This is a genomic window from Pedobacter sp. GW821-FHT01D05 (genome assembly GCF_059422505.1).
Genome location: NZ_JBWKXA010000004.1, coordinates 223129 through 246953, shown reverse-complemented (window position 1 = coordinate 246953; position 23825 = coordinate 223129). Strand labels below are relative to the sequence as shown.

At 38.2% G+C, this 23825-nt stretch carries 19 protein-coding genes; 13 read left to right on the top strand and 6 right to left on the bottom strand.

The window, feature by feature from the left end:
• Positions 1 to 189 precede the first annotated feature (189 nt).
• From AC07VK_RS16150 to AC07VK_RS16120, 7 genes are all read left to right on the top strand, one after another.
• Positions 190 to 2970 carry a ligand-binding sensor domain-containing protein gene (locus tag AC07VK_RS16150; RefSeq protein ID WP_492961710.1) on the top strand — a complete coding sequence of 927 codons (2781 nt, stop codon included), beginning with the start codon at positions 190 to 192 and terminating at the stop codon, positions 2968 to 2970.
• A gap of 34 nt (positions 2971 to 3004) precedes the next feature.
• Entirely contained in the window at positions 3005 to 3631 is a 627-nt protein-coding gene (locus tag AC07VK_RS16145; RefSeq protein ID WP_492961708.1) for a response regulator, read from the top strand.
• Between the two features lie 105 nt (positions 3632 to 3736).
• On the top strand, positions 3737 to 4102 hold the full coding sequence (locus tag AC07VK_RS16140) for a VOC family protein (protein WP_492961706.1): 366 nt from the start codon (positions 3737 to 3739) through the stop codon (positions 4100 to 4102).
• 4 nt (positions 4103 to 4106) lie between these two features.
• On the top strand, positions 4107 to 4973 hold the full coding sequence (locus AC07VK_RS16135) for a helix-turn-helix transcriptional regulator (RefSeq protein ID WP_492961704.1): 867 nt from the start codon (positions 4107 to 4109) through the stop codon (positions 4971 to 4973).
• A 291-nt stretch (positions 4974 to 5264) separates the two neighbouring features.
• A complete protein-coding gene (locus AC07VK_RS16130) occupies positions 5265 to 8378 on the top strand; it encodes a SusC/RagA family TonB-linked outer membrane protein (RefSeq protein WP_492961703.1) in 3114 nt (1037 codons plus the stop codon).
• A gap of 11 nt (positions 8379 to 8389) precedes the next feature.
• Positions 8390 to 9847, top strand: a complete 1458-nt coding sequence (locus AC07VK_RS16125) for a RagB/SusD family nutrient uptake outer membrane protein (RefSeq protein WP_492953842.1) — start codon at positions 8390 to 8392, stop codon at positions 9845 to 9847.
• 163 nt (positions 9848 to 10010) lie between these two features.
• On the top strand, positions 10011 to 10475 hold the full coding sequence (locus AC07VK_RS16120) for a hypothetical protein (RefSeq protein ID WP_492953843.1): 465 nt from the start codon (positions 10011 to 10013) through the stop codon (positions 10473 to 10475).
• 95 nt (positions 10476 to 10570) lie between these two features.
• Here the strand turns inward: AC07VK_RS16120 and AC07VK_RS16115 are convergent, their stop codons facing one another.
• The 3 genes from AC07VK_RS16115 to AC07VK_RS16105 form a co-directional block, all read right to left on the bottom strand.
• A complete protein-coding gene (locus tag AC07VK_RS16115; RefSeq protein WP_492961701.1) occupies positions 10571 to 11140 on the bottom strand; it encodes a DUF2911 domain-containing protein in 570 nt (189 codons plus the stop codon).
• A 129-nt stretch (positions 11141 to 11269) separates the two neighbouring features.
• Positions 11270 to 11455 carry a hypothetical protein gene (locus AC07VK_RS16110; RefSeq protein WP_025141696.1) on the bottom strand — a complete coding sequence of 62 codons (186 nt, stop codon included), beginning with the start codon at positions 11453 to 11455 and terminating at the stop codon, positions 11270 to 11272.
• A gap of 72 nt (positions 11456 to 11527) precedes the next feature.
• Entirely contained in the window at positions 11528 to 14032 is a 2505-nt protein-coding gene (locus tag AC07VK_RS16105; protein WP_492961699.1) for a bifunctional glycoside hydrolase family 9 protein/polysaccharide deacetylase, read from the bottom strand.
• 117 nt (positions 14033 to 14149) lie between these two features.
• Between AC07VK_RS16105 and AC07VK_RS16100 the strand changes: the two genes are divergently transcribed.
• The 6 genes from AC07VK_RS16100 (at position 14150) to AC07VK_RS16075 (ending at position 22097) form a co-directional block, all read left to right on the top strand.
• Positions 14150 to 14776: a TetR/AcrR family transcriptional regulator gene (locus AC07VK_RS16100; RefSeq protein ID WP_492953846.1), complete on the top strand. Its 627-nt coding sequence runs from the start codon at positions 14150 to 14152 to the stop codon at positions 14774 to 14776.
• Positions 14773 to 16092: a TolC family protein gene (locus AC07VK_RS16095; protein WP_492953847.1), complete on the top strand. Its 1320-nt coding sequence runs from the start codon at positions 14773 to 14775 to the stop codon at positions 16090 to 16092. The genes AC07VK_RS16100 and AC07VK_RS16095 overlap by 4 nt, the downstream gene beginning before the upstream one ends.
• A gap of 8 nt (positions 16093 to 16100) precedes the next feature.
• On the top strand, positions 16101 to 17180 hold the full coding sequence (locus tag AC07VK_RS16090) for an HlyD family secretion protein (protein WP_492953848.1): 1080 nt from the start codon (positions 16101 to 16103) through the stop codon (positions 17178 to 17180).
• Between the two features lie 8 nt (positions 17181 to 17188).
• Positions 17189 to 18736 (top strand): DHA2 family efflux MFS transporter permease subunit, encoded by a 1548-nt coding sequence (locus AC07VK_RS16085; protein ID WP_492961697.1) that lies wholly within the window; start codon positions 17189 to 17191, stop codon positions 18734 to 18736.
• Positions 18737 to 18998: 262 nt separating this feature from the next.
• A complete protein-coding gene (locus AC07VK_RS16080; protein WP_492961696.1) occupies positions 18999 to 21584 on the top strand; it encodes a phosphoenolpyruvate carboxylase in 2586 nt (861 codons plus the stop codon).
• 204 nt (positions 21585 to 21788) lie between these two features.
• Positions 21789 to 22097, top strand: coding sequence for a hypothetical protein (locus AC07VK_RS16075; RefSeq protein ID WP_492961694.1), 309 nt, complete (start codon positions 21789 to 21791; stop codon positions 22095 to 22097).
• 473 nt (positions 22098 to 22570) lie between these two features.
• Here AC07VK_RS16075 and AC07VK_RS16070 read toward each other — a convergent pair whose 3' ends face one another.
• The 3 genes from AC07VK_RS16070 to AC07VK_RS16060 are packed head-to-tail and all read right to left on the bottom strand — an operon-like array spanning position 22571 to position 23774.
• Positions 22571 to 22819 (bottom strand): DUF6952 family protein, encoded by a 249-nt coding sequence (locus AC07VK_RS16070; RefSeq protein WP_124558920.1) that lies wholly within the window; start codon positions 22817 to 22819, stop codon positions 22571 to 22573.
• The gene (locus tag AC07VK_RS16065) at positions 22819 to 23127 is read right to left on the bottom strand and encodes a thioredoxin family protein (protein ID WP_492961692.1); all 309 of its coding nucleotides are present in this window, start codon (positions 23125 to 23127) and stop codon (positions 22819 to 22821) included. The genes AC07VK_RS16070 and AC07VK_RS16065 overlap by 1 nt, the downstream gene beginning before the upstream one ends.
• A gap of 14 nt (positions 23128 to 23141) precedes the next feature.
• Positions 23142 to 23774, bottom strand: a complete 633-nt coding sequence (locus tag AC07VK_RS16060) for a peroxiredoxin (protein ID WP_025141704.1) — start codon at positions 23772 to 23774, stop codon at positions 23142 to 23144.
• Between the last annotated feature and the right edge of the window lie 51 nt (positions 23775 to 23825).

Genomic DNA, 23825 nt, shown 5'->3' with positions numbered 1-23825 from the left:
ATCCCCCAAAAAGGGGGATGGCTTTTGAAAGAAATTATGCTTATTTTGTATTACATGTGCAGTAAACTGTCTATAATCAAGATAAATTTCATAGTTTCTTTCATTTTGCTTTTTAGCCTTAAGCTATCGGCCCAAAGCTATAATTTTACCAATTACAGCTTAAAGGATGGCTTACCTCAATCGCAGGTAATGGTCATATATCAAGCAAAAGACAGGACACTCTGGCTTGGCACTTTTGGTGGGGTAAGTAATTTCGATGGCCGGCAATTTATCTCGTACAGCAAAGCCGATGGGTTAGGATCAAATTCAGTAAACTGTATTGCAGAGGATAACCAGGGCCAAATGCTTTTTGGTACCGAAACAGGTATCAGCATTCTTAAGCGTGGAAAAATAAGCACACTGTTTTCGGGCAAAGGGGTAAGCCATTTGCTTAAAGACAGGCAGGGTGTTATTTGGGGAATAAGCGAGTATAAGCTTTTCAAAATTGAAAAAAATAAAATTGTTTTTTATTCCATTGCCAATAAAAATATTAATACCATAAACAGTGATAGCGCCGGAAACCTATATGCTGCTGTATCAGGAAAGGGGATTTATCAATTAAAAAATAATAACTGGGTAATCTCCCTGGAGTTGCCGCCAGCCATTAATTCCTTATCTATCCGGAAGATCTTATTTGATAAAAATGTAAAGAATAAGGCCTATCTCTTAACCTCCCGTAGCGGAATTTATGTATTGGAGAACGGAGTAGTTAAACCGTTTTTTAAAAAAGCAGGCATTGATACCTATTACTCCATCGCACAGGATCATCGTGGAAATATGTGGATAGGCTCTGAAAAAGGAGCTTATTTTATCAATAAAAATGGTTCGATCATTAACTTTAATGGAGAAAATGGATTGAGCGATAACCAGGTTAACGAAATATTTAGCGATGCTGAAAACAATATCTGGATATCTTGTTTTAGTGATGGTATTTACAAATATGAAGGCGATGCCTTTATTCGTTACAATAGGTTTAAGGGCAAGAATCTGGCTTATCCAATAAGCGGAATAGCGGCAGATAAAAATAATAACCTCTGGTTTGGCACTTTTAACAAAGGTGTTTTTAAGTATGATGGTGAAAATGTACAAAATATTGATATTCCCGCCTTTAAGGATAAGAAAATCTACTTCGTTTATGCCGATAAAGCGAAAAACATTTGGTTTTCGACCTACGGTAAAGGCATTTGGAAGTACGACGGGCAGAAATTTAGCCAGGTATTAAAACCAGATAGGTTTGATAACAGCTCGATAGCTGAAGACGAGGGGGGAGGGATCTGGATAAACGGCCTCATGTCATCTACTTATTTAAAGGATGGGAAAACTGAAAGAATAAGCGGGTTTGATGGTTATTTATCGTGTATTTATACCTTGCGGAAGGATAGCGTGTTTCTTGGTACCTCAAATGGTGTTACACTTATCAAAAACAAAAAGATAGATAAAACATTTCGCATCAAATCGCTCACCAATGTTTACGTACTGAGCATTATAAGACAGAATGATAATTTAATTTTTGCTACGCTTGGCGATGGCATCATCACCTGGAATTTAAAAACGAAAGCCATTAAACGTTATGTTGTTGCTGACGGGTTAAACTCAAATGATATTTATAGCCTTGCAACCGATAAGGAAAATAATTTATGGGCAGGAACCGGGCGGGGAATTAACAAATTAACTTTTAATAAGCAGCAACAAAGTTATGAGGTTTTTAGAGATCATCCGCTAATTGTTGAGTGTAATCAAAACGCAATTATCAATTACAAAAACAGCATATTGGTAGGCACCATAGATGGACTTATTCAATGTAAAACCAATGTGCTTGCAGAGGATAAAAAGAATCCTTTTATCCATATTCAACAGGTAAGTGTTTTTCATAAAAATGATCGGGCAAAGGATCTGTCAGTAGATCTGAACGGAAAAAGAGATAAATTTTATAAACTTAATTACAGTCAAAACCACATTTCGATAAGTTTTAAAGGGGTTTACCTCACCAATCCAGAAAGTGTACTTTACCGCTATAAACTGGTGGGGATAGATAACGATTTCAGTAAACCTGTACCCAACACGGAAATCGAATACTCGGCCATAAGGCCAGGTAGCTACACATTCCAGGTTTATGCTATCGCAAATGGCCAACAATCAAATATCGAACAGTTTAGCTTTACCATTGTACCGCCCTATTATGATACCATTATATTTAAGATTGGCGCGTTTTTGGTGCTTATATTCCTGATCTGGCTTATCTTTTACCTCATTTTTAAAACCAGAGAACGTAAAAAACACCAATTCGAAAAGTTAAAGTTAAAAGAACAGGAAAAAATAAGAAAGCAAACCGCAGAAGATTTTCATGATGATATTGGCAATAAACTAACGCGGATTAATGTTTTATCCGAAATTTTAGATAAAAAGGTAGCTGGAACGGAAAAAGAGCAAAAAGAACTGATCAGACTAATCAGAGAAAATGCCAGCCTGTTGTATACCGGCACTAAAGATATCCTTTGGGCGCTAGATCCGCATAGCGATAATCTTTTTGAGATATTGATGCACATTAAAAATTTTGGGATCGATCTATTCCAAAACACAGGTGTTACATTTAAAATGGAGGGGGTGTTAAGCAAATACCAAAAGCTACAGCTATCGATGGAGTTTAACCGAAACCTGACCCTTATTTTTAAGGAAATGCTAAACAATGTGTTAAAGCATGCCAAAGCAAGCCAGGTGTTGATTATGGTTATTGAAACCGATGATGATACCGTAAACATCTTAACAACAGACGATGGCGAAGGTTTTGATCTTGAAACGGTAGAGAAAGGGAGAGGGTTAAACAACATTCAAACACGCTGCAAACGGATAAAATCGACCTTTCAGATTTCTTCTATAAAGGGGAAAGGCACCACTACAACAATTTCTACCAGAATTCCTGTTACAAAATAGCACTAAAACCGTCTTAATTAAAAACTACCACAAAATGAGCCAGAATTTACGAATTGTTCTAATCGAAGATGACGATATCTTAAGAATGGGTTATGAATCGTTATTAAGCGATGTTGAAGATTTTGTAGTCGTTAACGCTTATGCATCCTACGATTTGGCCAAAAAACACTTAGAGACCGATCATCCAAATGTGATTTTGCTCGATATCCAGATGCCTGGCACCAATGGACTGCAGGCCTTGCCTTTTATCAAAAAAACTTTACCCAACGCGAACATTATTATCCTCACCGTTTTCGATTCGCCCGAATTGGTTTTCGAAGCCCTAACCATGGGCGCAGGAGGTTACCTCACCAAAAATTCGAGCGCCTCAAAAATTATAGATGCTGTAAGAGAAGTGAGTACTGGCGGGGGCGCCATGAGTACAAATGTAGCGCGCATTGTAATGCATTCTTTTCAAAAAAACCTGAATTCTCCTTTAACTAAACGCGAAACCGAAATTTTAGATCGGATTGCAAATGGACAAACAAAATCTCAAATCGCAAACGATCTCTTTATTGATCAGGAAACCGTAAGGAGCCATGTAAAAAATATTTACATCAAACTCGATGTAAACTCCAAATCAGAAGCGATTAAAACAGCCAAGGAAAAGCGCTTTATTTAATCTATACCTATATTCTGCTAAAAAATAGTGCGAAAATCACCCTTTTTGGGTGATGCTTTGGGTTCAATTTGAGTTTAATTTTACATCATACAATTAAACAAGGAAATGAACCCATCTGCAAAATTCTTTTATGTGCAAGTAAAGCAACTAAATGATGCAGATGCATTTTATGCCAACTGTTTAGGGATGCCTACAGAATCGACAATGATTTCTGAACAGGAAAAAGGAATCATGGTTAAGGCAGATCATGAGACCAAAATTTTCCTGTCAGAACAAAAGCATCAAAACCAGACCAATAAAATTGTATTAACCAGCGATGATTGTTTAGAGGATTATTGCAGGCTAAAATCGAGAGGGGTTATCTTTAAAGATAGACCAGCTTACTTAAGTGAGGGTTTAAGTATCGAATTTTCTGATCCTTATGGTAACCATTTTATCATATTGGAACAGCGTAACTACAATGAGGATTAATGTTATGAGGTACGTAAAAGAATTAAGCAATAGGAATAAAATTATAAGCGAAAGTACTTGTGAGGCGCTTTACGAGCAACAGAACGATGCTTATACCATAAAATTTGTTTTTAACGGAACCGAAGATTGCGAAATTAACAAACGTAAGTTTAGCATTTACCCCGATACTTTCGCCGTAGTAAATGCCGGAACAAATTTTAGCAGCAAAATAGATTCGATAAGCCCCGTAAATACGTTTTCTGTTTCTTTTGGCGAAAACTTTATTAAAGATTTTCACCATACTTTTTCGAACAGCAACGAAAGTTTACTTGCCGGAAAAGAAGCTGGGGAAACACCCCCGTTTATCGAATCACTTTATCCGTTTTCTGGCGATATGCGCTTTAATGTGCTGCATTTAAAAAATCAGCTCGATAAAGGTTTGAAAGACGAAATGCTGATTAATGAATACCTGTACCACTGCCTTTTAAATTATTATAAAATTTATGATAAAGAGGTGGCCCAGAAATTAGATAAACTCAGCTTTATCAAAACAAAAACCCGCGAAGAGGTTTTAAAAAGATTAACACTTGCAAAAGAATACATTAGCAGCAATTACAATCAAAATATAACATTAGAAAATATTGCCGAACAGGCATGTTTATCGGTTAATCATTTGCTAAGAACATTTAAAGAAGCATATGAAATTAGCCCATACCAATTTTTAATGCAATTAAGATTAAACAGGGCTAAAAAACTATTGCAAACTACCACTTATTCCTTAAACGAAATAGTAGGTTTAGTAGGGTTTGAATGCCCAAGTTCATTCATCAGGTTATTTAAACACACGTTCAATATTACCCCTCTAAAATATAGAAAGAGTAGGTTGAACTAAAATATAAATAGTGATTTCTGCATATTTAGAATGTTGGGATGAAACTATTTTTGAAGCTCTTGCAGGATAATTTGTAGAAGTTTTTTCCTGTTTAGGTTAATAATGATTAAAAAAGCAAACTGCCAGGATTGGAGTTTGCTTTTTTACGTTTAAAGCCTCCTTCAATCCAGAATGGTGATTTTCGCACATTTTTGGATTTTCAGAGCACCTAAATTGCTCATTGATTTGGTTTCGTGCACATCTGCTAAGAACCTGCTTAACTAATTAATTACTAACTATTTATTCCCAAACATGAAACAAAAATTACTATTGATTTTAATGGTGACGGTTTTGTCTTATTTTAATGCCTTAGCGCAAAATAGAACAATTACCGGAAAAGTGGTTGATGCGGACGATGGCTTACCATTGCCAGGCGTATCTATAAAAATAAAAGGAACCGCACAATTAACCCAAACCACCGGACAAGGAACCTTTTCGATTTCGGTACCAGCAAATGCACAAAGTTTAGTGCTAAGCTATGTTGGTTATACCGAGCAGGAAATAAGAATAACAGGCGAAACCTTGAATATCCGCATGGTTTCATCTTCTAAAAACCTGCAGGATGTAATGATTATTGGTTACGGAACCATTAAGAAAGAAAACTTTACGGGCTCTGCAGCGACAGTTAAAGAAGATGTTTTTAAAGACCGTCCGGTTACTTCTTTTGAAAAAGCTTTACAAGGTGCCGCTGCAGGCGTGCAGGTTACGAGCGTATCTGGTCAGCCAGGCGCAACTTCTACCGTACGTATCCGTGGTGTAGGTTCCTTTTCGGCCTCTAGTACCCCGCTTTATGTGGTTGATGGTATTGCCATTACCAATGGCGATTTAAGTTCGGTTGCGCAGACTTCTGATGTGCTTTCTTCTATTAACCCTAATGATATTGCTTCGGTAACAGTATTAAAAGATGCAACTGCTGCAGCAATTTACGGTTCAAGGGCGGCAAACGGTGTGGTATTGATTACAACCAAGCAAGGTAAAGCCGGCCAAACCAAACTAAATTTAAGCTCAAGCACAGGCTATTCTTACCAGGCAGTAGATAAACACGAGGTAATGGATGCTACGCAGTATTATAAAACTTTTTGGGATGTTTACTATGCACAGCGGTTGGCAGCAGGTTTAGCTCCTGATGCAGCTGCTACTGCGGCAAATGGGTTAACCAATGCTAAACTGGTAGTTAACCCGTACAATACAGCTAATCCTTACGGAGCAAATGGGGTGTTAGCAAACGGCGCATCATTACTTTACGATACCGATTGGCGCGATGAAGTATTAAGAAGAGGCGTAACGAAGAATATCGATTTATCGGCTAGTGGCGGTAATGACAGAAGCAAATTCTTTGCTTCTGGTGGTTACTTTGAGCAAAACGGTATTGTAATCCGATCAGATTTTAAACGTTATTCAGGTAAATTTAACTTTAATACTGATGTAACCGAATTCTTAAAAGTAGGTATTAATAACAGTTTGAGCCGTACCGAGCAAAATACGCCAGCCGGAAGTACAGGTTCTGATAACCCGGTAAACTTTGCCGATCAAACCGCTAATATTTATCCTTTATACGTACGCGATGCTAATGGAGCTGTGGTATATGATGCAACCGGAAACCCGGTTTATAACTACATTAACCCGGTTACACCAGATTTTAATCCGGTAGGTTTGTCTAAACTGAACGAATACAATACCATAACCAACAGGGTAATTACCAGCCCTTACGCAGAAGTTCGGTTTTTAAAAGATTTTGTAGCTAAAAGTATGGTTGGTATTGACTATATCAATAACCGTGAGCGCCAGTTCTATAACATGGAGCATGGCGATGGTGTGAGTGTAAAAGGACGTGCTTATCGCTACTCAAAAGAAGATGTTACCGTAACTTTTCAAAATACTTTAACCTATAATAAAACTTTTGACCAACATAATTTTGATGTTTTACTAGGCCAGGAAGCGTACCGTTCAAAACGCGATTTTAACTATTCGCAGGTTACTGGTTTTCCTTTCCCCGGTACCAGTGAGCAAATTGCAGCATCAACTCCTTCAGCAGTACAATCTTATTATACCCAGCAAAGGTTTGCTTCATATTTTTCTCGTTTACAGTATAATTATGCAGGAAAGTACTATTTGTCAGGAAGCTTAAGAAGAGACGGCTCTTCTGTTTTTGGAAACGACAATAAATATGGAACATTTTATTCTGTTGGTGGTGGATGGCGCATCGGCAGGGAGAATTTCTTGAAAGATGTAAACTGGATTGATGAACTAAAACTTAGAGCTAGTTATGGTACTTCAGGTAATGACAGGATTGACCGCTATGCATCACAAGGCTTGTACGGACTGGGTAAAAACTACGAAGGCCAATCGGGTATTAATTATGTACAATTAGAAAATAAAAATTTAAAGTGGGAACAAAACACAACTTTAGATATTGGTGTGGAGTTTGCCTTGTTTAAAGGAAAAATAAGTGGAGAAGCTTCTTATTACAAACGCGGATCAAATGGCTTATTATTTGATCAGCCACTTACGAGATTAACCGGTTTTGATAATTTGACCACGAATCTTGCCTCAATGGATAATTATGGTATTGAGGTTCTATTAAACGGAAATCCGGTTAAAACCAAAGATTTCGATTGGAATATCTCGTTCAACATTACCTCAAATAAAAACAAAATCAATTCAATGACCCAAAATGAAGTGATTGATGGCACTAAGAGATGGAAAGTGGGCGAAGATAGATACCAATGGTATTTACGCGATTATGCTGGTGTAGACCCGGCGGATGGCCGCCCCATGTGGTATACCGACGAGATTGTAAATGGTCAGGCCACAGGTAATAGAATTACCACCAAAAACTGGTCAACAGCAACACGTTACGATGGTTTAGGTTCTTCGCTACCAAAATTCACAGGCGGCTTTAACAATACATTCAGATACAAAGAATTTGATTTAAGTGTATTGACTTATTTTTCTACTGGAGCTAAAATTTATGATACTTTATATGGTAACCTAATGCATAGTGGTGGTTCTGTTGGTAAACAATTATCAATAGATAATTACAACAGCTGGCAAAAACCTGGTGACATTACCGATGTGCCTCGTTTTGTGATTAATAATACTGATTTGGGAAATAACCAATCAACACGTTTCTTATATGATGGATCATATATGCGTGTTAAAAATATCACATTAGGTTATTCATTAAAGAAAAACTGGTTAGAAACTATCCATTTGTCGAATGTAAGACTATACCTGATGGCCGAAAACCCGTTTACATTTGCCAAGCACAAAGGCATGGATCCGGAATCGGCTCTTACCGGTTTAACAGATAACGATATTCCAAATGTTAAAACATTTACGTTAGGTCTTAATGTTGGATTTTAATTGATAAAGAAATGAGAAAGATAAAAATAAATAAAACCGCCATATATACCGGAGTAATGCTGCTTTTAGTTGGGGCAACATCATGCAAGAAAGAATTTTTGCAGGTTACCCCATCGCAACAAATCAACGCCAAAGATGCTTTTTCATCGGGTGCAAAAATACAGGCAGCCATGACTGGCATTTACGATCTTACTACGTTTTCAGGTTATACGAACAACATGTTGTTAAGTGCCGATGTTAAAGGGAATGATGTAATGATTGTGAGTGGTGCTGCTAATTATAACCGCTTTGTGGCGCAATACCAGTTTGTAGAAACAGTAAACAATGGCGATGCATTTGCTTGGTGGCAATACAGTTATAAAGTAATTTCGAACGCAAACCAGTTTGTAGTGAATGTTCCGGATGCACCTATCAGCGATGCTTTAAAAACAGAATATCTGGCCGAAGCACGTGCGTTAAGAGCTTACACGTATTTTTGGTTAGTACGTTGGTTTGCGCAGCCTTATGCTGTAAATCCTGAAGCGCTTGGTGTACCTATTTTAAGAAAACCTTTAGGTCCGGATGAAACCTCGCCTGCAAGGGATAAAGTAAAAGACGTGTATGCTTTTATTATTGAAGATTTGAAATATGCTGAAGCCAATTTGCCAACGGCAGGTAGAACCAGTATTTATAGAATGAGCGTTCCTGCAATACAAGGTATATTGGCACGCGTTTATCTGAATATGGGTAATTGGACAGAGGCCAGTCGTTATGCAAAATTAGCTAGAGCTGCTAAACCATTAAGTACAGCAGCCGCGTTATTAACAGGCTTTAACAATCCAACTTCAGAGTGGATTTATGCCATTAACGTAAGAACAGATGATAATCAGGGCTTTTTGGCTGTATCATCTTTTTACGATCCTTATGACTCTGGTTACTCGAGCTTTAGGGTTACTGATGATTTCTTTAATTCTTTTGCTGCAAACGATGAGCGTAAAAAACAGTTTCTGGTTAAAAGCAGCCCAACTGCTGCTGCCAGTACTGGCGCTTACAGGAGAAGAGGTGAAGGCTATCTGATCAATAAATTTGATTTTACAACAACGACAGCCAATAATCAGGTATTGATACGCTCTTCAGAGATGTATTTAATCGAGGCAGAGGCCGAAGCCAGATTAGGCAACGAACCTGCAGCTAAACAAGCTTTATTAGCTATTCAACAACGTGCTGGTGTAGCTACAGCTGTTTCTGCAAACACAGGTAATGCGTTAATTGAAGAAATACTATTAGAACGCAATAAAGAATTATATGGCGAAGGACATAAGTTTTTTGATTTGTTGCGTACTAAAAAAGGTGTTGACAGAACTGGCTCTACCGTACATTGGAAAATCGTAAACTTCCCGTCTGGCGATAACAGATTGGTTTCCCCAATTCCGCAAGCGGAATTAGATGCAAACCCCGTGTTAAAGCCTCAGCAAAACCCAGGTTACTAATCCATTTTACACTTAATTTGGTTTCGTTTACGGCCCTTTCCAATACCAATTGGAAAGGGCTTTTGCGGTAATATCACATTTTAGTTACCTCATCATTATGGTGTTATCGGCATATTATTTTTATCGTTTCCGGCCGACCTTTAATAAAAAAACACAGATAGTTATGAGACTAAAAGCTTTGGTGATTTTATTACTAGGTATTACAATCACAAATAATGTTTTTGCAGCTGAAAAACCAACTGCAAGCCATAAATCGGTTATCAATTATTACATGGACAGCTACATGAATTCTGACTATCGAAAGTTAAAAGCTGTTTTAAGTGAAGATGCTGTTTTTACGTCGAATAGAGATGTAAGGGTAATTAAACATAAAGCAAGTGATGTGTTAAATCAAATGAAGAAAAATGAGGGCGTAATTCAAAGAGATTGCAACATCAGTTCTTCAATCGTTTCTGAAACCGATGCCCTTGTGATTGCACGTGTAGATATTAATTACGAATTATTTGATGGCGCACAACAAAACTTTGTGATCATCGAGAAAGATAAAGAAGGCGAATGGAAAATTACCCAGGTATACAAAGTTTTTATCGGCAGCGAAAGTGAGGCTAAAAAACTCGTTTCAAATTAAGATCGTTATTCTCTGGTGCGGAGAAATTAAAAAAGCGATTAAAACAAAGAAGTCCCGGTTATTACCGGGACTTCTTTGTTTTATTTCTTTTCGATTTAAAAATTAATTGGTAATTCTACCTGCGTTCTGTCCCAGCCAATAACCAGGTTTGCACCTCCAGTAATCTCTGTAAAGGTTAAGGAGAAATATTCGATCGGTTTAGCCAGGGTTTTAACCGGAACATTTACACGAACAATATCTTTAGCCTGATTGTAAGAAAAAGCACCCCATTTATCGGTTTCGCTATTTACAATAATTGTCCAGGCATCTTTGTTTGGAATGGCGAATAAGCTATAGGTACCTGCTTTGATTTTTTTGCCGCCAATGCTTACTTTTTTGAAGAAACGAACCTCTGTGCTTTCGTTGGCACCAAAACGCCAAACGTTTCCATACTGTTCTAAAACACCAAAAATATCACGTCCTTTTTTCTGTGGCCGCGAATAAACAATCTTTATAACCGGTTTTGTTGGGTCTCCGGCCTTTGCCTTTGGGGCATTAAGCGGAAAATAAACAATATCAGCAGGGCTTGAGTCTGCAACAGGAAATTTTACTTCAGCGGTAGCGGCCTGTTGGGCCTTTGCGCTGAAACAAAGAAGAGCGAAAACAACAATGAAGATGTTTTTCATTTGTAATTTTTGTTTTCAGTAGCGATGAGCAATCATGATTTTACAGCTATTGGCAAAATCATAACAGTCTCATTTGCTATGGAATTAAATTTAATCCTTAAGGATCTAATTGTATAAAAGGACTTAAAACTAGTATTTTCTTCCTTTTACGATAGCGTTTAAAAATAAGCCCGCTGTTAACAAACCTAAAACACCGCCTAACAAAGCGAAAATATAGTTTTGCGTAATGATTGCTCCGGTTAAAACTCCGAAGAATAAACCTAAAGCATAATATAACCAGTTGAAATTATTGCTGCTGTTCTCTTGTACACTCATTTTTTTAGTTATTTGGAGGCAAAGTTAATATTTATTTTAAATTTTAATTTGTCATTATGCCCAATATTCTAATTAATTATCAATTCTAGCCAATTTATAATCATACTTTTTCAGATAAGTAATCAATTCTGCTAGTCTGTTATAAAATTTATCATTTCTTCTGGCATCGGTACCGATGTGCAACAACAAGATAAAACCATTTAAACCATTGGGTTTTGTTTCGTTAAAAGTTGTAATTGATCTGTATATCTCATCGCTCGATCGATAACTTTTTCCCATTTCGGGGTAGGTGTAATCAGCATTGGCACGTGTTCCCGGAGTGAAATTAATCAATTGTAAACCCTGCGCTTTGGTCCAATTGGCTATGGTTTGGTTATACCACTCGTAAGGAGGCAAAAAATAGCCTGCCGCTTCTTTGTTAATCCCAAAACCGGCCATTGCCTGATAATTGTTGTTTAAATCGGTTTCAAAACCTGTTTTAGTAATCAGGAGGCTGTCGCGTTTATTCCAATCGCAGTACAATAAATGCTTGTCAGAATGTGGGCCGAGATAATGCCCATCATTTTTTAGTTTTTTGATCAATGATTTGAAATTTGGGTTCCGATAAAAATTTCCGGTAAGAAAAAAGGATGCTTTAACTTTCTCCTGCGCCAGAACCTTGCTTATTTTTTCACCGCCATCCGCATATTCATCGCCTGTAAAAACCAGGTAAATTTTCTTTCGGGTAGAATCGCCCCGAATGTTCGCGCCGAGGCTATAAGTTTTATGGTTGGGTAGGGGTTTAGCCTGCGCTTCCTTGGCCGCTAGTAAATAAATAAGAGATGCTGTCCCGTCCATCGTGGGTTCGTTGGTGCTATAATCTCCATAATCATCATGGTAAACGGCAAGTTTGCTCTGAAAGTCAGCATATTCATCAGCGTCATTGAGCTTGATCCCGATTAAACTTTTATAAATATTAGTGTAAACAGGTCCGTCGACCAATCCGCCGTTTATCGGGTAATTCTTTAAATGGGTAAAAGCCGAGTGGGGGTCGCTTGGTGCATCTCCCCATTGAGGCAGGCCATAAACCATACTCGTTCCCCAGGGGTTACAGCCAAAAAGCCAGTCGAAATTAGCCTGCTCCAGCTCTGTATAGGTTTTATCGCCACTTAATGCTGAGTACCAGCTACACTGTATGGCAAAGGCAACCGTTAAATTATTGCTGCACCAAATAAACGGAACACCACGATAAAAGGCATTGTTTTTCGCTCGGTTCCAAACTTGCTTAATTCCTTTTTGATAATAGTTGATGGCTGTTTTATCTTTCGAATCTTGCTTGGCAATTTCGTAATGGCCAAGGTTGATGAAAGGATAATATTGATAATGCGCTGCGGTGTCTTTTTGTAGCCAGGGTGTAATGCTTTCTTGCTGGGCGTAGTTTAGGGCCAGTTTTATTTTCTGTTGATCGATCTTTTCTCTTCCGAAATTGAATGATGTTTCGGCCAGCTCCATGTCGTCAACCCAATTATCCTCAGCGTAAATGTAAGGCGATTTTACAGAAGCTGTTTGCGTTACTCCAGGTTTTTGTAATGCAAATTTATAAGCGGTTTTTGCCTTTTTGGTAAGTATTTGGGCATAGGCCTGATCATGCTCTTTAAATAAAACCGACCCTAAATTAAAAGCACTTGTAAATTTAGCGGCTGTAGAACTGGTTCCGGTGGTGTTGTTCATAAATTTACCCCGCTGCTGTGTTTCGCCGGTAATAAAATAGAGCGGGCGCTCAAAACCTTTTCCGTATTGACTGTCTTCTTTTGGAATCCGCATACTGATGTGATCACGGTCATCGGCCAGTTGGTTGAACATGATATTTTTTTGCGGATGCATTTTCAACAGCCAATCTAATCCCCATTTAGCTTCGTCCAGAACATCAGCCAGGCCGTTTTTTCCATCCAAACCATTTGCCTGTTGCCGATCGCTAAATACTTGAGGGAAATCGCGATAAGCCATTAGTAAGTGATAGGCCGCATTTGCCGAAGTAGTTGAATATTGGAGGTAATCGCTGGCATCGTGCCAACCACCGGAAGCATCAAAATGTGTACTGTCTTTAATGCCGGCTTTGGCGCCATATAAAACAAAGCCATCGTGTGTATGGCAGCTATCCTTTAAGTATGGATTAAAACCACTCCGTTGCTGACGCATATATTGTAAGCAGAAATCAGCCGAACCGTCATATACCTTGTTATTGATCAATAACAGGGGCGATAGAATACCGTTTGCCCTGAGGTAGAAATGCCCTTCACTTTTAAAATCACTGAAATTTAATCGAGCGGTTCGGTTAAAGGGGCCATAGCTGCCAAAGCTTTTAATATTGGTGGAGGTATAAACAATTTTATTGGTTTCCTTTTCTACAATTTCGAAGCGGGTAGGGGTCTCGCCTGTTTTACTTGCCCATACTGCAACTTTAATACTTTCGGTAGGGTAACCAAGCAAATTAATTCTGATCCAGCTCTGTTGGATTTTTCTTTGGCTGCCAATAAATGAACATAAGAACCATAGGGCAAAAGAGAAAGTTAAAGCTAAAAAGAACTTATTTTTCATTATGATGAGTGATTATTTCATTTAAAATTAGGGTTTTATCAAGATAATGTAAAAGAAGTAACCAAACATTTGGAAATTAATCAATCGTTTGATTAATTTTGTGTCGTCAAAAAAGAAATGAAAACAGAAAAAGTAGATAAAAGGCAGGCCATTCTTGAGGCAGCTGAAAAGCTGTTTTGCGAAACGGGGTACGAAGGTACTTCTACCCGCCAGATTGCTAAAGAGTCTGGAGCAAACATGGCCATGATAAATTATTATTTCGGCTCTAAAGAAGGGGTTTTTGTGGAGATTATGAACGAGCGTATTGCTGGTTTTGCTTCTCAGTTAAAAATCATCAATGAAGATAAGATTTCGGCATTAGAAAAATTGCACAGGGTTATAGAGGGCTATGTAAATAGGATATTGAATAATACTGCGTTTCATAAAATGATGCACAGAGAGCTTTCTTTAACCCAAAGGCCAGAAATGTATGATAAGATAAAAGACGCCATGAGCCACAACATGCAGCTTATCGATCGCATTATTACAGACGGGATTGAAGATGGAACATTTAACAAGGTTGACGTCCGGATGGTAATCGCCACTATTATGGGCACCATAACCAATATTGTTATCTCTCCTCATAAGGTGATATCATGCTCCAACTTCGACTTGAATAACCCGAAAGATAAAAAAATTATTAAGGAGCGGACAATCGCTCACTTACAAGATCTAACAACAGTTTATTTAACAACAAAAAAATGATACCCAGATCAATAAGATTAATGCTTGCGGCATCATTAATTCCGGCGGCTTTATTTGCACAGAGCTCCAAAGAATTAAATATCAACCAGGCAATAGAACTTGGCATAGCCAACAGTAAAAACTTAAAACTTTCTCAAAACAAGATCGATCAGGCTGTTGCACAGCTAGAAGTTGTAAAAGACAATGTTTTGCCTACGGCAAACGCAAGTTTTATGTACAATCATGCTGAAATACCAACCACTACTTTTACTTTACCAGGAGGTGGATCGTCTTTACAATTACCTAAAAGAGCCGATGCTTTTGTAGGAACAGCTGCAGTACAAGAATTGGTATATGGAGGTGGTAAATTAAGATATGCTAAAGAATCGACCAAATTATTGGCCGATGTGGCACGTTTAGATGCGGATAAAAACAAAGAAGAAATTACTTATGCTGTTATTAATACCTATTACGCTTTATACAAAGTATTGCAGAGCAGAAAAGTGGTCGATCAGAATTTAGAATCAATTGCTGCACAAATTAAACAGGCACAACGTTTCTTCGAACAAGGCATTGTAACTAAAAATGATGTGTTGCGTTTCCAACTGCAGCAGGCAAATGTTACGCTAACGCAAATGGATATCGAGAGCAACCGCAAAGTGATTAATTATAACCTTGATATCTTATTGGGTTTACCAGAAGATACCGAGGTGAAAATTACTGATCCTACCTTAGGTTTAAAAGGGGCAGGCTCATTAAACGAATATATTGGTTTGGCAATGGCTAACCGCCAGGAGTTAAAACAACTTGATGTACAGAACAAAGTTGCCGTTTTTAACATTAAAACCATCAAAGCAAATACTTTGCCTACCGTTGGCGTTGGTGCAAACTTATATTACATCAACCCAAGTGGCAATTTTATCCCGCCAACAAACCAATATTTAATGCCCATTACATTAGGCGCAACGGTTTCCTGGAATTTCGGCAACCTTTGGACAAACAAGAACAAAGTAAGCGAAGCGAAAATTCAGCAAAGTGCAATTACCATTCAGAAAGACATCTTATCTGATCAGGTAAAAACAGATATCAACAAAAACTTCCAGGGTTACCAGGTGGCAATGAACAAAATCCAGGTATTGGAAACTTCAATTGCACAAGCAACAGAAAATGATAAGTTACTGGCATCTAAATACAAAAACAACGTGGCTTCGGTTACCGACCGTATCGATGCTGAAACCTTATTGTACCAGGCAAAAATAAACTTAGAGATAGCTAAGGCAGACGCAGGTTTGGCTTACTATACCCTATTAAAATCAACAGGAAAAATAACGCAATAAACACAGCAATGACAACTGAAAAGAAAAAAAAGAACATAGTAGTACCCATCATTTTAGGTGTTTTACTAGTAATAGGTATAATCTTCGGGATTACAGAATGGAATTATTATAGCAAACACGTAGATACGGATGATGCGCAGATTGATGGCGATATCAGCCCTGTTGTTGCCCGTGTTGGCGGTTATGTTGCAGCAATTAATTTTGAAGAAAATACACATGTAACCGAAGGACAGGTTTTGGTTAAGCTTGACGATAAAGACTATAAAGTTAAATTAGAGCAGGCAGAATCTGGTCAGAAAGGTGCAAGTGCGGGTGTTGGTGTTGCCGAATCGCAAATTGTGGCTACACAGGCGAACACTGGAACTGCAAAAGCAAACGTTGATGCTGCAAAATCAAATGTTGAGGCTGCCAATGTTAAATTAAATTTAGCGCAGAAAGATTATAATCGTTACGAAAACCTGGTGAAAGATGGTTCAATCACACAACAGGCTTTCGATCAGGCTAAAGCGAGTAAGGAATCTGCCGAAGCGGCTAGACAATCTGCTCTGGCAGCATATCGTGCAGCGCAAGATCAATATAATGCTGCGGTTAAACAAGTTGGTACTACACAATCACAGTTAGCGGTGAGCAGCAATGTAATCAGTCAACGCCAAAGTGATATCGATTTTGCAAAGCTTCAATTATCATATACCGATATCAAAGCCCCTGCAACCGGTATTGTTTCTAAAAAGAATGTTCAAAAAGGGCAATTGGTTCAGGCTGGTCAATCTTTATTCTCTATCGTGAACGACGGAAGCATTTATGTAACGGCAAACTTTAAAGAAACTCAATTGGAGAAAATTAAAGAAGGTTCTAAAGTAGAGATCGAAGTTGATGCTTATCCAGACGAAAAAATTGAAGGTGAAGTGTATAACTTCTCTCCAATTACTGGTGCAAAAGGATCTTTATTACCTCCTGATAATGCTACAGGTAACTTCGTTAAAGTTGTTCAGCGTGTACCAGTTAAAATCAAAATCCATCCATCAAAAGAGCTGTTGGCTAAGTTGCGCCCGGGAATGAGCGTTAAAGCATCAGTATCTACTAAATAATATTTAAAATGGCCGAAGTAGGTTTAAAAAAGTGGATTATTACGTTTACGGTAATCACGGCTTCTTTATTGGAGCTGATTGATACGACTATCGTAAACGTGGCAATTCCACAAATACAGGGAAACCTGGGCGCTACCCTAGAGGATGTGGCCTGGCTTTCTACCGGTTACGCGGTAGCGAATGTTATCGTGTTGCCAATGTCGGGCTGGTTGGGTAACCGATTCGGCAGGAAAAATTACTTTCTTACCTCCATCATCGTTTTTACATTGGTTTCCTTTTTGTGCGGAAACGCCACATCATTGAATGAACTTATTTTATTCAGGATTATTCAGGGATTGGCCGGAGGTGGTTTAATATCAACAGCGCAAGCTATTTTAATCGAAACCTGGCCACGCGAAGATGTGGGCATTGCAACCGCCTTATTTGGTTTGGGTGCAGTAGTTGGGCCAACAGTAGGGCCAACCATTGGTGGATATATTTTGGAAATCAGTTCATGGCCATGGATCTTTTATGTGAATATTCCCGTCGGAATACTCGCGGCCTACTGTACGTACACTTTTGTTCGGGCAACCCCGAAATCAGGGCAGGGGCAACCTGTCGATTGGTGGGGTATCGCATTATTGGCTATTGCAGTAGGTAGTTTACAAACATTATTGGAAAAAGGCGAGAGCGAAGATTGGTTTGCTACTCCATATATTACTGCATTGGCCGTGGCCTCGGTATTTGGCTTATTGTTATTTATATGGCGGGAAATGACCACCGACCATCCGATTGTGAATTTTAAAATTATGAGACACAGAAGTTTCTCTGTGGGGATGTTTACCTCATTTATTTTAGGGTTTGGTTTATATGGTTCAGTGTTCGTGTTTCCGGTATTCTGTCAGAATTTGTTAGGATTTTCGCCTTTGCAAACAGGAGAAATCTTATTCCCGGGCGGTTTATGTACCATTATAATGATGCCGTTTATTGGCATTATGCTTAAAAAAGGTGTTCCGGCACAGATTATGGCAACCTTTGGGATGTTGGCCTTCTTCATTTTCTGTTGGATGTTGAGCAATTCGACTTTGCAATCAGGAACTGGCGATTTCTTCTGGCCACTGGTCATCAGGGGTGTGGGTATGGCCTTATTGTTTGTGCCTTTAACAACACTTGCCATCCAGGATTTAAAAGGACCAGAAATCGGTCAGGGATCAGGTTTGAACAATATGATGCGCCAATTGGGCGGTTCGTTCGGTATCGCAGCTTTAACAACGTTAATTCACGTCCGTTCGGGTTTCCACAGAAGTGTTTTATTGGCAAATGTGAACGATTATAACCAACCATTTGTAGATCGTTTTAACGGTTTGATTAAAGGCTTTATGGCAAAAGGACAAACTTTGTTTGATGCCAAAATTATGGCGGCTAAAGCGATGGAAGGAATTGTTACAAAACAAACCATGTTACTTACTTATGATGATGCCTATTGGGTTGCAGGGTTGATCATGTTGTTCTCCATTCCGCTACTTTATCTTCAAAAGTTTAAGAAAAATGCAAACATTCCTGCCGATGTGCACTAATATTTGCAAAGAAATGCCATAAAAAATGGCAAAAAACAAAAACAGCCGGTGTATTTTATTACATCGGCTGTTTTAACCCAAAAAATTAACAATCAATGCAATGCCCTTAAACATTGCAAATGTTCTTACTTAACCACATAGTGGCCAAATAAGATTCTAAAATTAAAATTTATTCTACAATTTTCCAAATTGTAAGCCTTAGAATTTTAATACCTTATGCATTTTTTGTAGTATTACGGTATACAAAACTATTGCATAAGCTATGCCTAAACTTCGTTTAACTACGCAACGAGAATCTATTTTTAATAATGAGGTAATCTCAAAATTCGAACTATTTAACAGTTTATTTCTCACCTTGCCTTTTTACAAAATTAAAGATACCGGAACATTGCTTCCACTGTTTTTTAAGAGCTGTGAAGAAGGCATTGCAAACGGAGAAAAACCTGCACAGATTATCGAAGAATTTTTTGCCAAGTATACCAGTTATACCGACCCTAAGGATATTGTTGACCTGCTTTTCCGTTTTATCCAGTATATCGAACGTCAGGTGGTGCTTTTTGATGCTGTAGAAGATGCTTCTTTTACCAAGTTGAATACCACTGATGAGCAGAGTACATTGGCGTTCATCTTAAAAAAGAATGCCGATAACAAACCAATGTTATCAAAAATTGAGAAGTTGATTGACGAACTTTCGCTTCGTTTGGTTTTAACCGCACACCCAACACAGTTTTATCCTGGGAGTGTATTGGCCATTATTACCGATTTAACAAAGGCCATTCGTGATAACGACCTTACTTCGATGAACTCCTTGTTGCAGCAATTGGGTAAAACGCCGTTTTTTAACAAAAAATCGCCAACACCTGTTGATGAAGCCTTAAACCTGGCCTGGTTTTTAGAGAATACATTTTATTTTGCTGCGGCAAATATTCAGGAAGAGATCGATCAGAACCTTGATGAATACAACCTGGAGACCAAGAAAATTTTAGAGCTGGGTTTTTGGCCTGGGGGAGATAGAGACGGAAATCCGAACATTCATGCTGATACCACCTTGGAGGTTTCTAAAATGTTGCGCCAGATCCTTTTCCGTTGTTATTACCGCGATTTCAGGGTAATTAAACGCCGCATCACCTTTAGAGGGGTTGAAGAAAATATCGCGAAACTGCACGACGTACTGTATCTGAATGCTTTCGACCAGACCTGTGAGCTTCATGATATTTCTGATGAACTAAGGGATAACCTGAATAAAATTAAAGAAACACTGTTAGCCGAACACGAAGGTTTGTTTGTTGATCTGGTTAACGATCTGATCCGTAAAATAGATTTATATGGTAACTACTTTGCGTCGTTAGATATTCGTCAGGACAGCCGTGTGCTGAGAAACGTACATGCTTATTGCCGCGCAAATAAGCCGATTTCTTCGCTTTATCCTGCCGATTATGATAAACTATCCGAAGCAGAGAAATTAGCTTTAATCTCTTTTAAAGAGGCAACGGTTGTTTACGCCGGTGAACCCGATGCTTTGACAAAAGATACAATCGAAGTAATCAAAGAAATTAAAGGCATTCAAAGACGTAATGGCGAAAAAGCTTGTCACCGTTTTATTATCAGTAATTGCCAACAGGCAAGCGATATTTTGCAGTTAATTGAGCTTTTTCTTTGGAATGGCTGGAGTAAAGAATCGTTAACGATTGATTTTGTGCCCCTTTTTGAAACGGTTAACGACTTAAAGGGAGCAGCTGCAATTATGGATACGCTTTACAGCAATCCGTTTTATAAAGCACATTTAGCCAGCCGTGGAAATAAACAGGATATTATGCTTGGTTATTCTGACAGCACCAAAGATGGTGGTTATTTAATGGCCAACTGGTCTATTTTTAACGGAAAAACATCATTATCTGCGGTTTCTGCCAAACACAATATTCAGCTGGCGTTTTTTGATGGCCGTGGTGGGCCGCCTGCACGCGGTGGAGGTAAAACACACCGTTTTTATGCTTCTATGGGTAAGGAGATTGCGAACAAGAACATGCAGTTAACCGTTCAGGGGCAAACCATCAGTTCTCAATATGGTTCGGTAGAAAGTGCAGAATTTAATATCGAGCAATTAATCAACGCCGGATTAACCTCTGGATTGAAAGAGAAACACAATATTCTGTTAGATTCTGAAAATAAGACCTTGCTTGATGAAATGGCTGAAGAAAGTTATAAGGCTTTTGTCGATTTGCGTGAGCATCCATTGTTTGTGAGTTATTTAGAGAAATTATCTCCTTTAAAACTATTGTCGCAAGCTAACATTAGTAGCCGTCCGGTTAAAAGAAACGGTGGAGGCGAAATGAAACTTGAAGATTTAAGAGCCATCAGTTTTGTTACCGCCTGGAGTATGCTGAAACAGAATGTTCCTGGTTTCTATGGAATGGGAACGGCTTTAAAAAACCAGGAAAAAGCTGGTAATTGGGATAAAGTGCTTAAAGTTTACCAAGATTCTGATTATCTGAAAACGATTGTAGACAACTGTATGATGAGTATGAGCAAATCAGACTTTACCATTACAGCGCATTTGGCCGCAGATAAGGAGTTTGGTGCTTTTTGGACTCAACTACATAACGAATTCGAGTTAGCTAAGGAGATGCTTTTAAAACTCTCAGGACAGCCAACATTAATGGCTAACTATCCTGTAGATAAAAAATCAATCGCCACTCGCGAAAAAATCATTTTACCATTGGTATTGATTCAGCATTTTGCTTTAGAGAAACTGCAACATAATCAGAACGAGAAAGACCAGCACGCTTTAGAAAAGCTAGCGGTAAGAACGGTATTTGGTATTGTAAATGCGGGCAGGAATTTAGCTTAATTAAGCCAAACCTGTAAGGTTTCAAAAACCTTACAGGTTTATAATATATTTCCAAGGTCTGTGTCCGCACAGACCTTTTTGTTTTGGCTTATTATCATTGCGAAGTACAGCCTGTCAGTAAAAATATTCTAGAACAAAGGGTATTTAACTTTTTCTATTGTGCTGATTATTAGTTATATTTAATATTGATATAAACAGATAAAAATGAAATTGAAAACAAAATTTATTATAGCAACGCTTTTACTCGCCATTTTCATCGTAGATATGATTTGGTGGTTTCGTGCCACGGATAACAACGGTTCTTTTGAAGTCATAAAGCAAAATTACCTTTCGGTATTTCCCGGGTTTTTACAAAATCCTTTATTGCTAACTGGTATTGCCATTCTATTTTTGGTTATTTCAGGAATATTTTTTGTTCAAACAAGAAAAGGAAATAAACTTAAAACAATGTCGACAGTTGGGTTTTGTTTAAGTTTTACTTTAGCTTTTTGGCAATTGTTTTCTTTGATGTAAGGTTTAAAATATGTCGCCAAGGTCTGTGTCCTCACAGACCTTTTTTTATGTCCAATTTGTCATTCTGTGGTACGAAGAATGTCCAGCACCGTTTGATGTTAATTTTCTAATTCTCAGGTTGTGGATTCGTAACGGTGTTCAGAATGACAAATCCTGCCAGCTAAACCTGATTGGACCAATGCCGATTTAAGCATCTGTTTTTATTTACTTATGGTATGCTTGCTTGTCTCACAGGTTTTCTATCGGCAGTAGGGAAAGCAGGGCTGTATCAACCGATGGAAAACGGAACCTTGCTTTCAAAAAAACGTAAAAAATGATATTAAGGAATGTTTTGCTCAGAAAAGGAAAGATTGCTTCCTCGGCTGAAAAAGCCTCATCGCAATGACGAATTATATCTTAAACAAAAATCCCCCGCTGATTTTTCATCAACGAGGGATTTTATATTATAAAAGCGAGATTAAGCTTTAAAACGATTATCGATCAATCGAACCCATTACCTTTTGGCCGAAAGCATTTAATGCGTCCTTTTCGGCGGTACCCTCGCTTACCATCTGGTGTACTTCTAGGGCACCGCAGATATTGGTAATCATTTCGCCCGCAACATCAACTTCGTGTTCGCTAACGCCTCTAAACTCGCAAAAAGCCTCTAAAACCTCCAAAGTTGTCTCCAGTTGTGCCGGAGTGGTGTTTTGAAATAATTGTCTTATAACCGGAATCTTCATTACTTTATCTTGTTAAATAGTTCAATTAAACCTTCTGCTTTGTTGGTTTGCACCTGATCTACCAAGCTACCACCTTCAAAAGCTGCGAAAGTTGGTAAATTATCAACGTTTGCAAATTTGCGTGAGTTTGGAAGTTTTTCGGCATCAACAATCAAGAAAACTACATCTTCATTTTCTGAAGCCAATTTTTTAAACTTCGGTTTCATGATCCGGCAGTTTCCGCACCAGGATGCAGCATACTGAACCATAACCTTTGAGTTATCGGCCAAATATTGTTGGAGATTATCTTCTGTTAATTCTAAAAACATAACGTTTTGTTTAATTAGTTAGCGGCTAAATATTCAGCTACGCCAGTTCTGTTCGCGTTCATTGCTTCTTTTCCTTCTTCCCAGTTTGCAGGACAAACTTCGCCATGTTTTTGAACGTGAGCATAAGCATCGATTAAACGTAAATATTCTTTAACGTTTCTGCCTAATGGCATATCGTTAACACTTTCGTGGAAAACTTTACCAGTTTCGTCGATTAAATAAGTGGCTCTGAAAGAAACATTTGATCCTGAGAAAGATTCGTTTCCTTCTTCATCGTAGTTAACTTCTTGATCTAAAATATCTAAGATGCCAGATAACTGTCTGTGTGTATCAGCTAAGATAGGATAAGTAACACCCTCAATACCGCCGTTATCTTTTGGTGTATTTAACCATGCAAAGTGAACTTCGTTGGTATCGCAAGATGCACCAATTACAATTGTATTTCTTTTTTCAAACTCAGGTAAAGCAGCTTGGAAAGCGTGTAATTCTGTAGGGCAAACGAAAGTAAAGTCTTTTGGATACCAGAACAATAACACTTTGCTATTTTTATTTACAGCCTCTTCAAATACATTGATTTTCAAGTCATCACCCATGTCTGACATTGCATCAATACTTACACTCGGGAATTTTTTACCTACTATTGCCATAATTTTTGTCTTTAATTTTGTAGTGCAAAGGTAAGGCTAAAACAGGTGTCA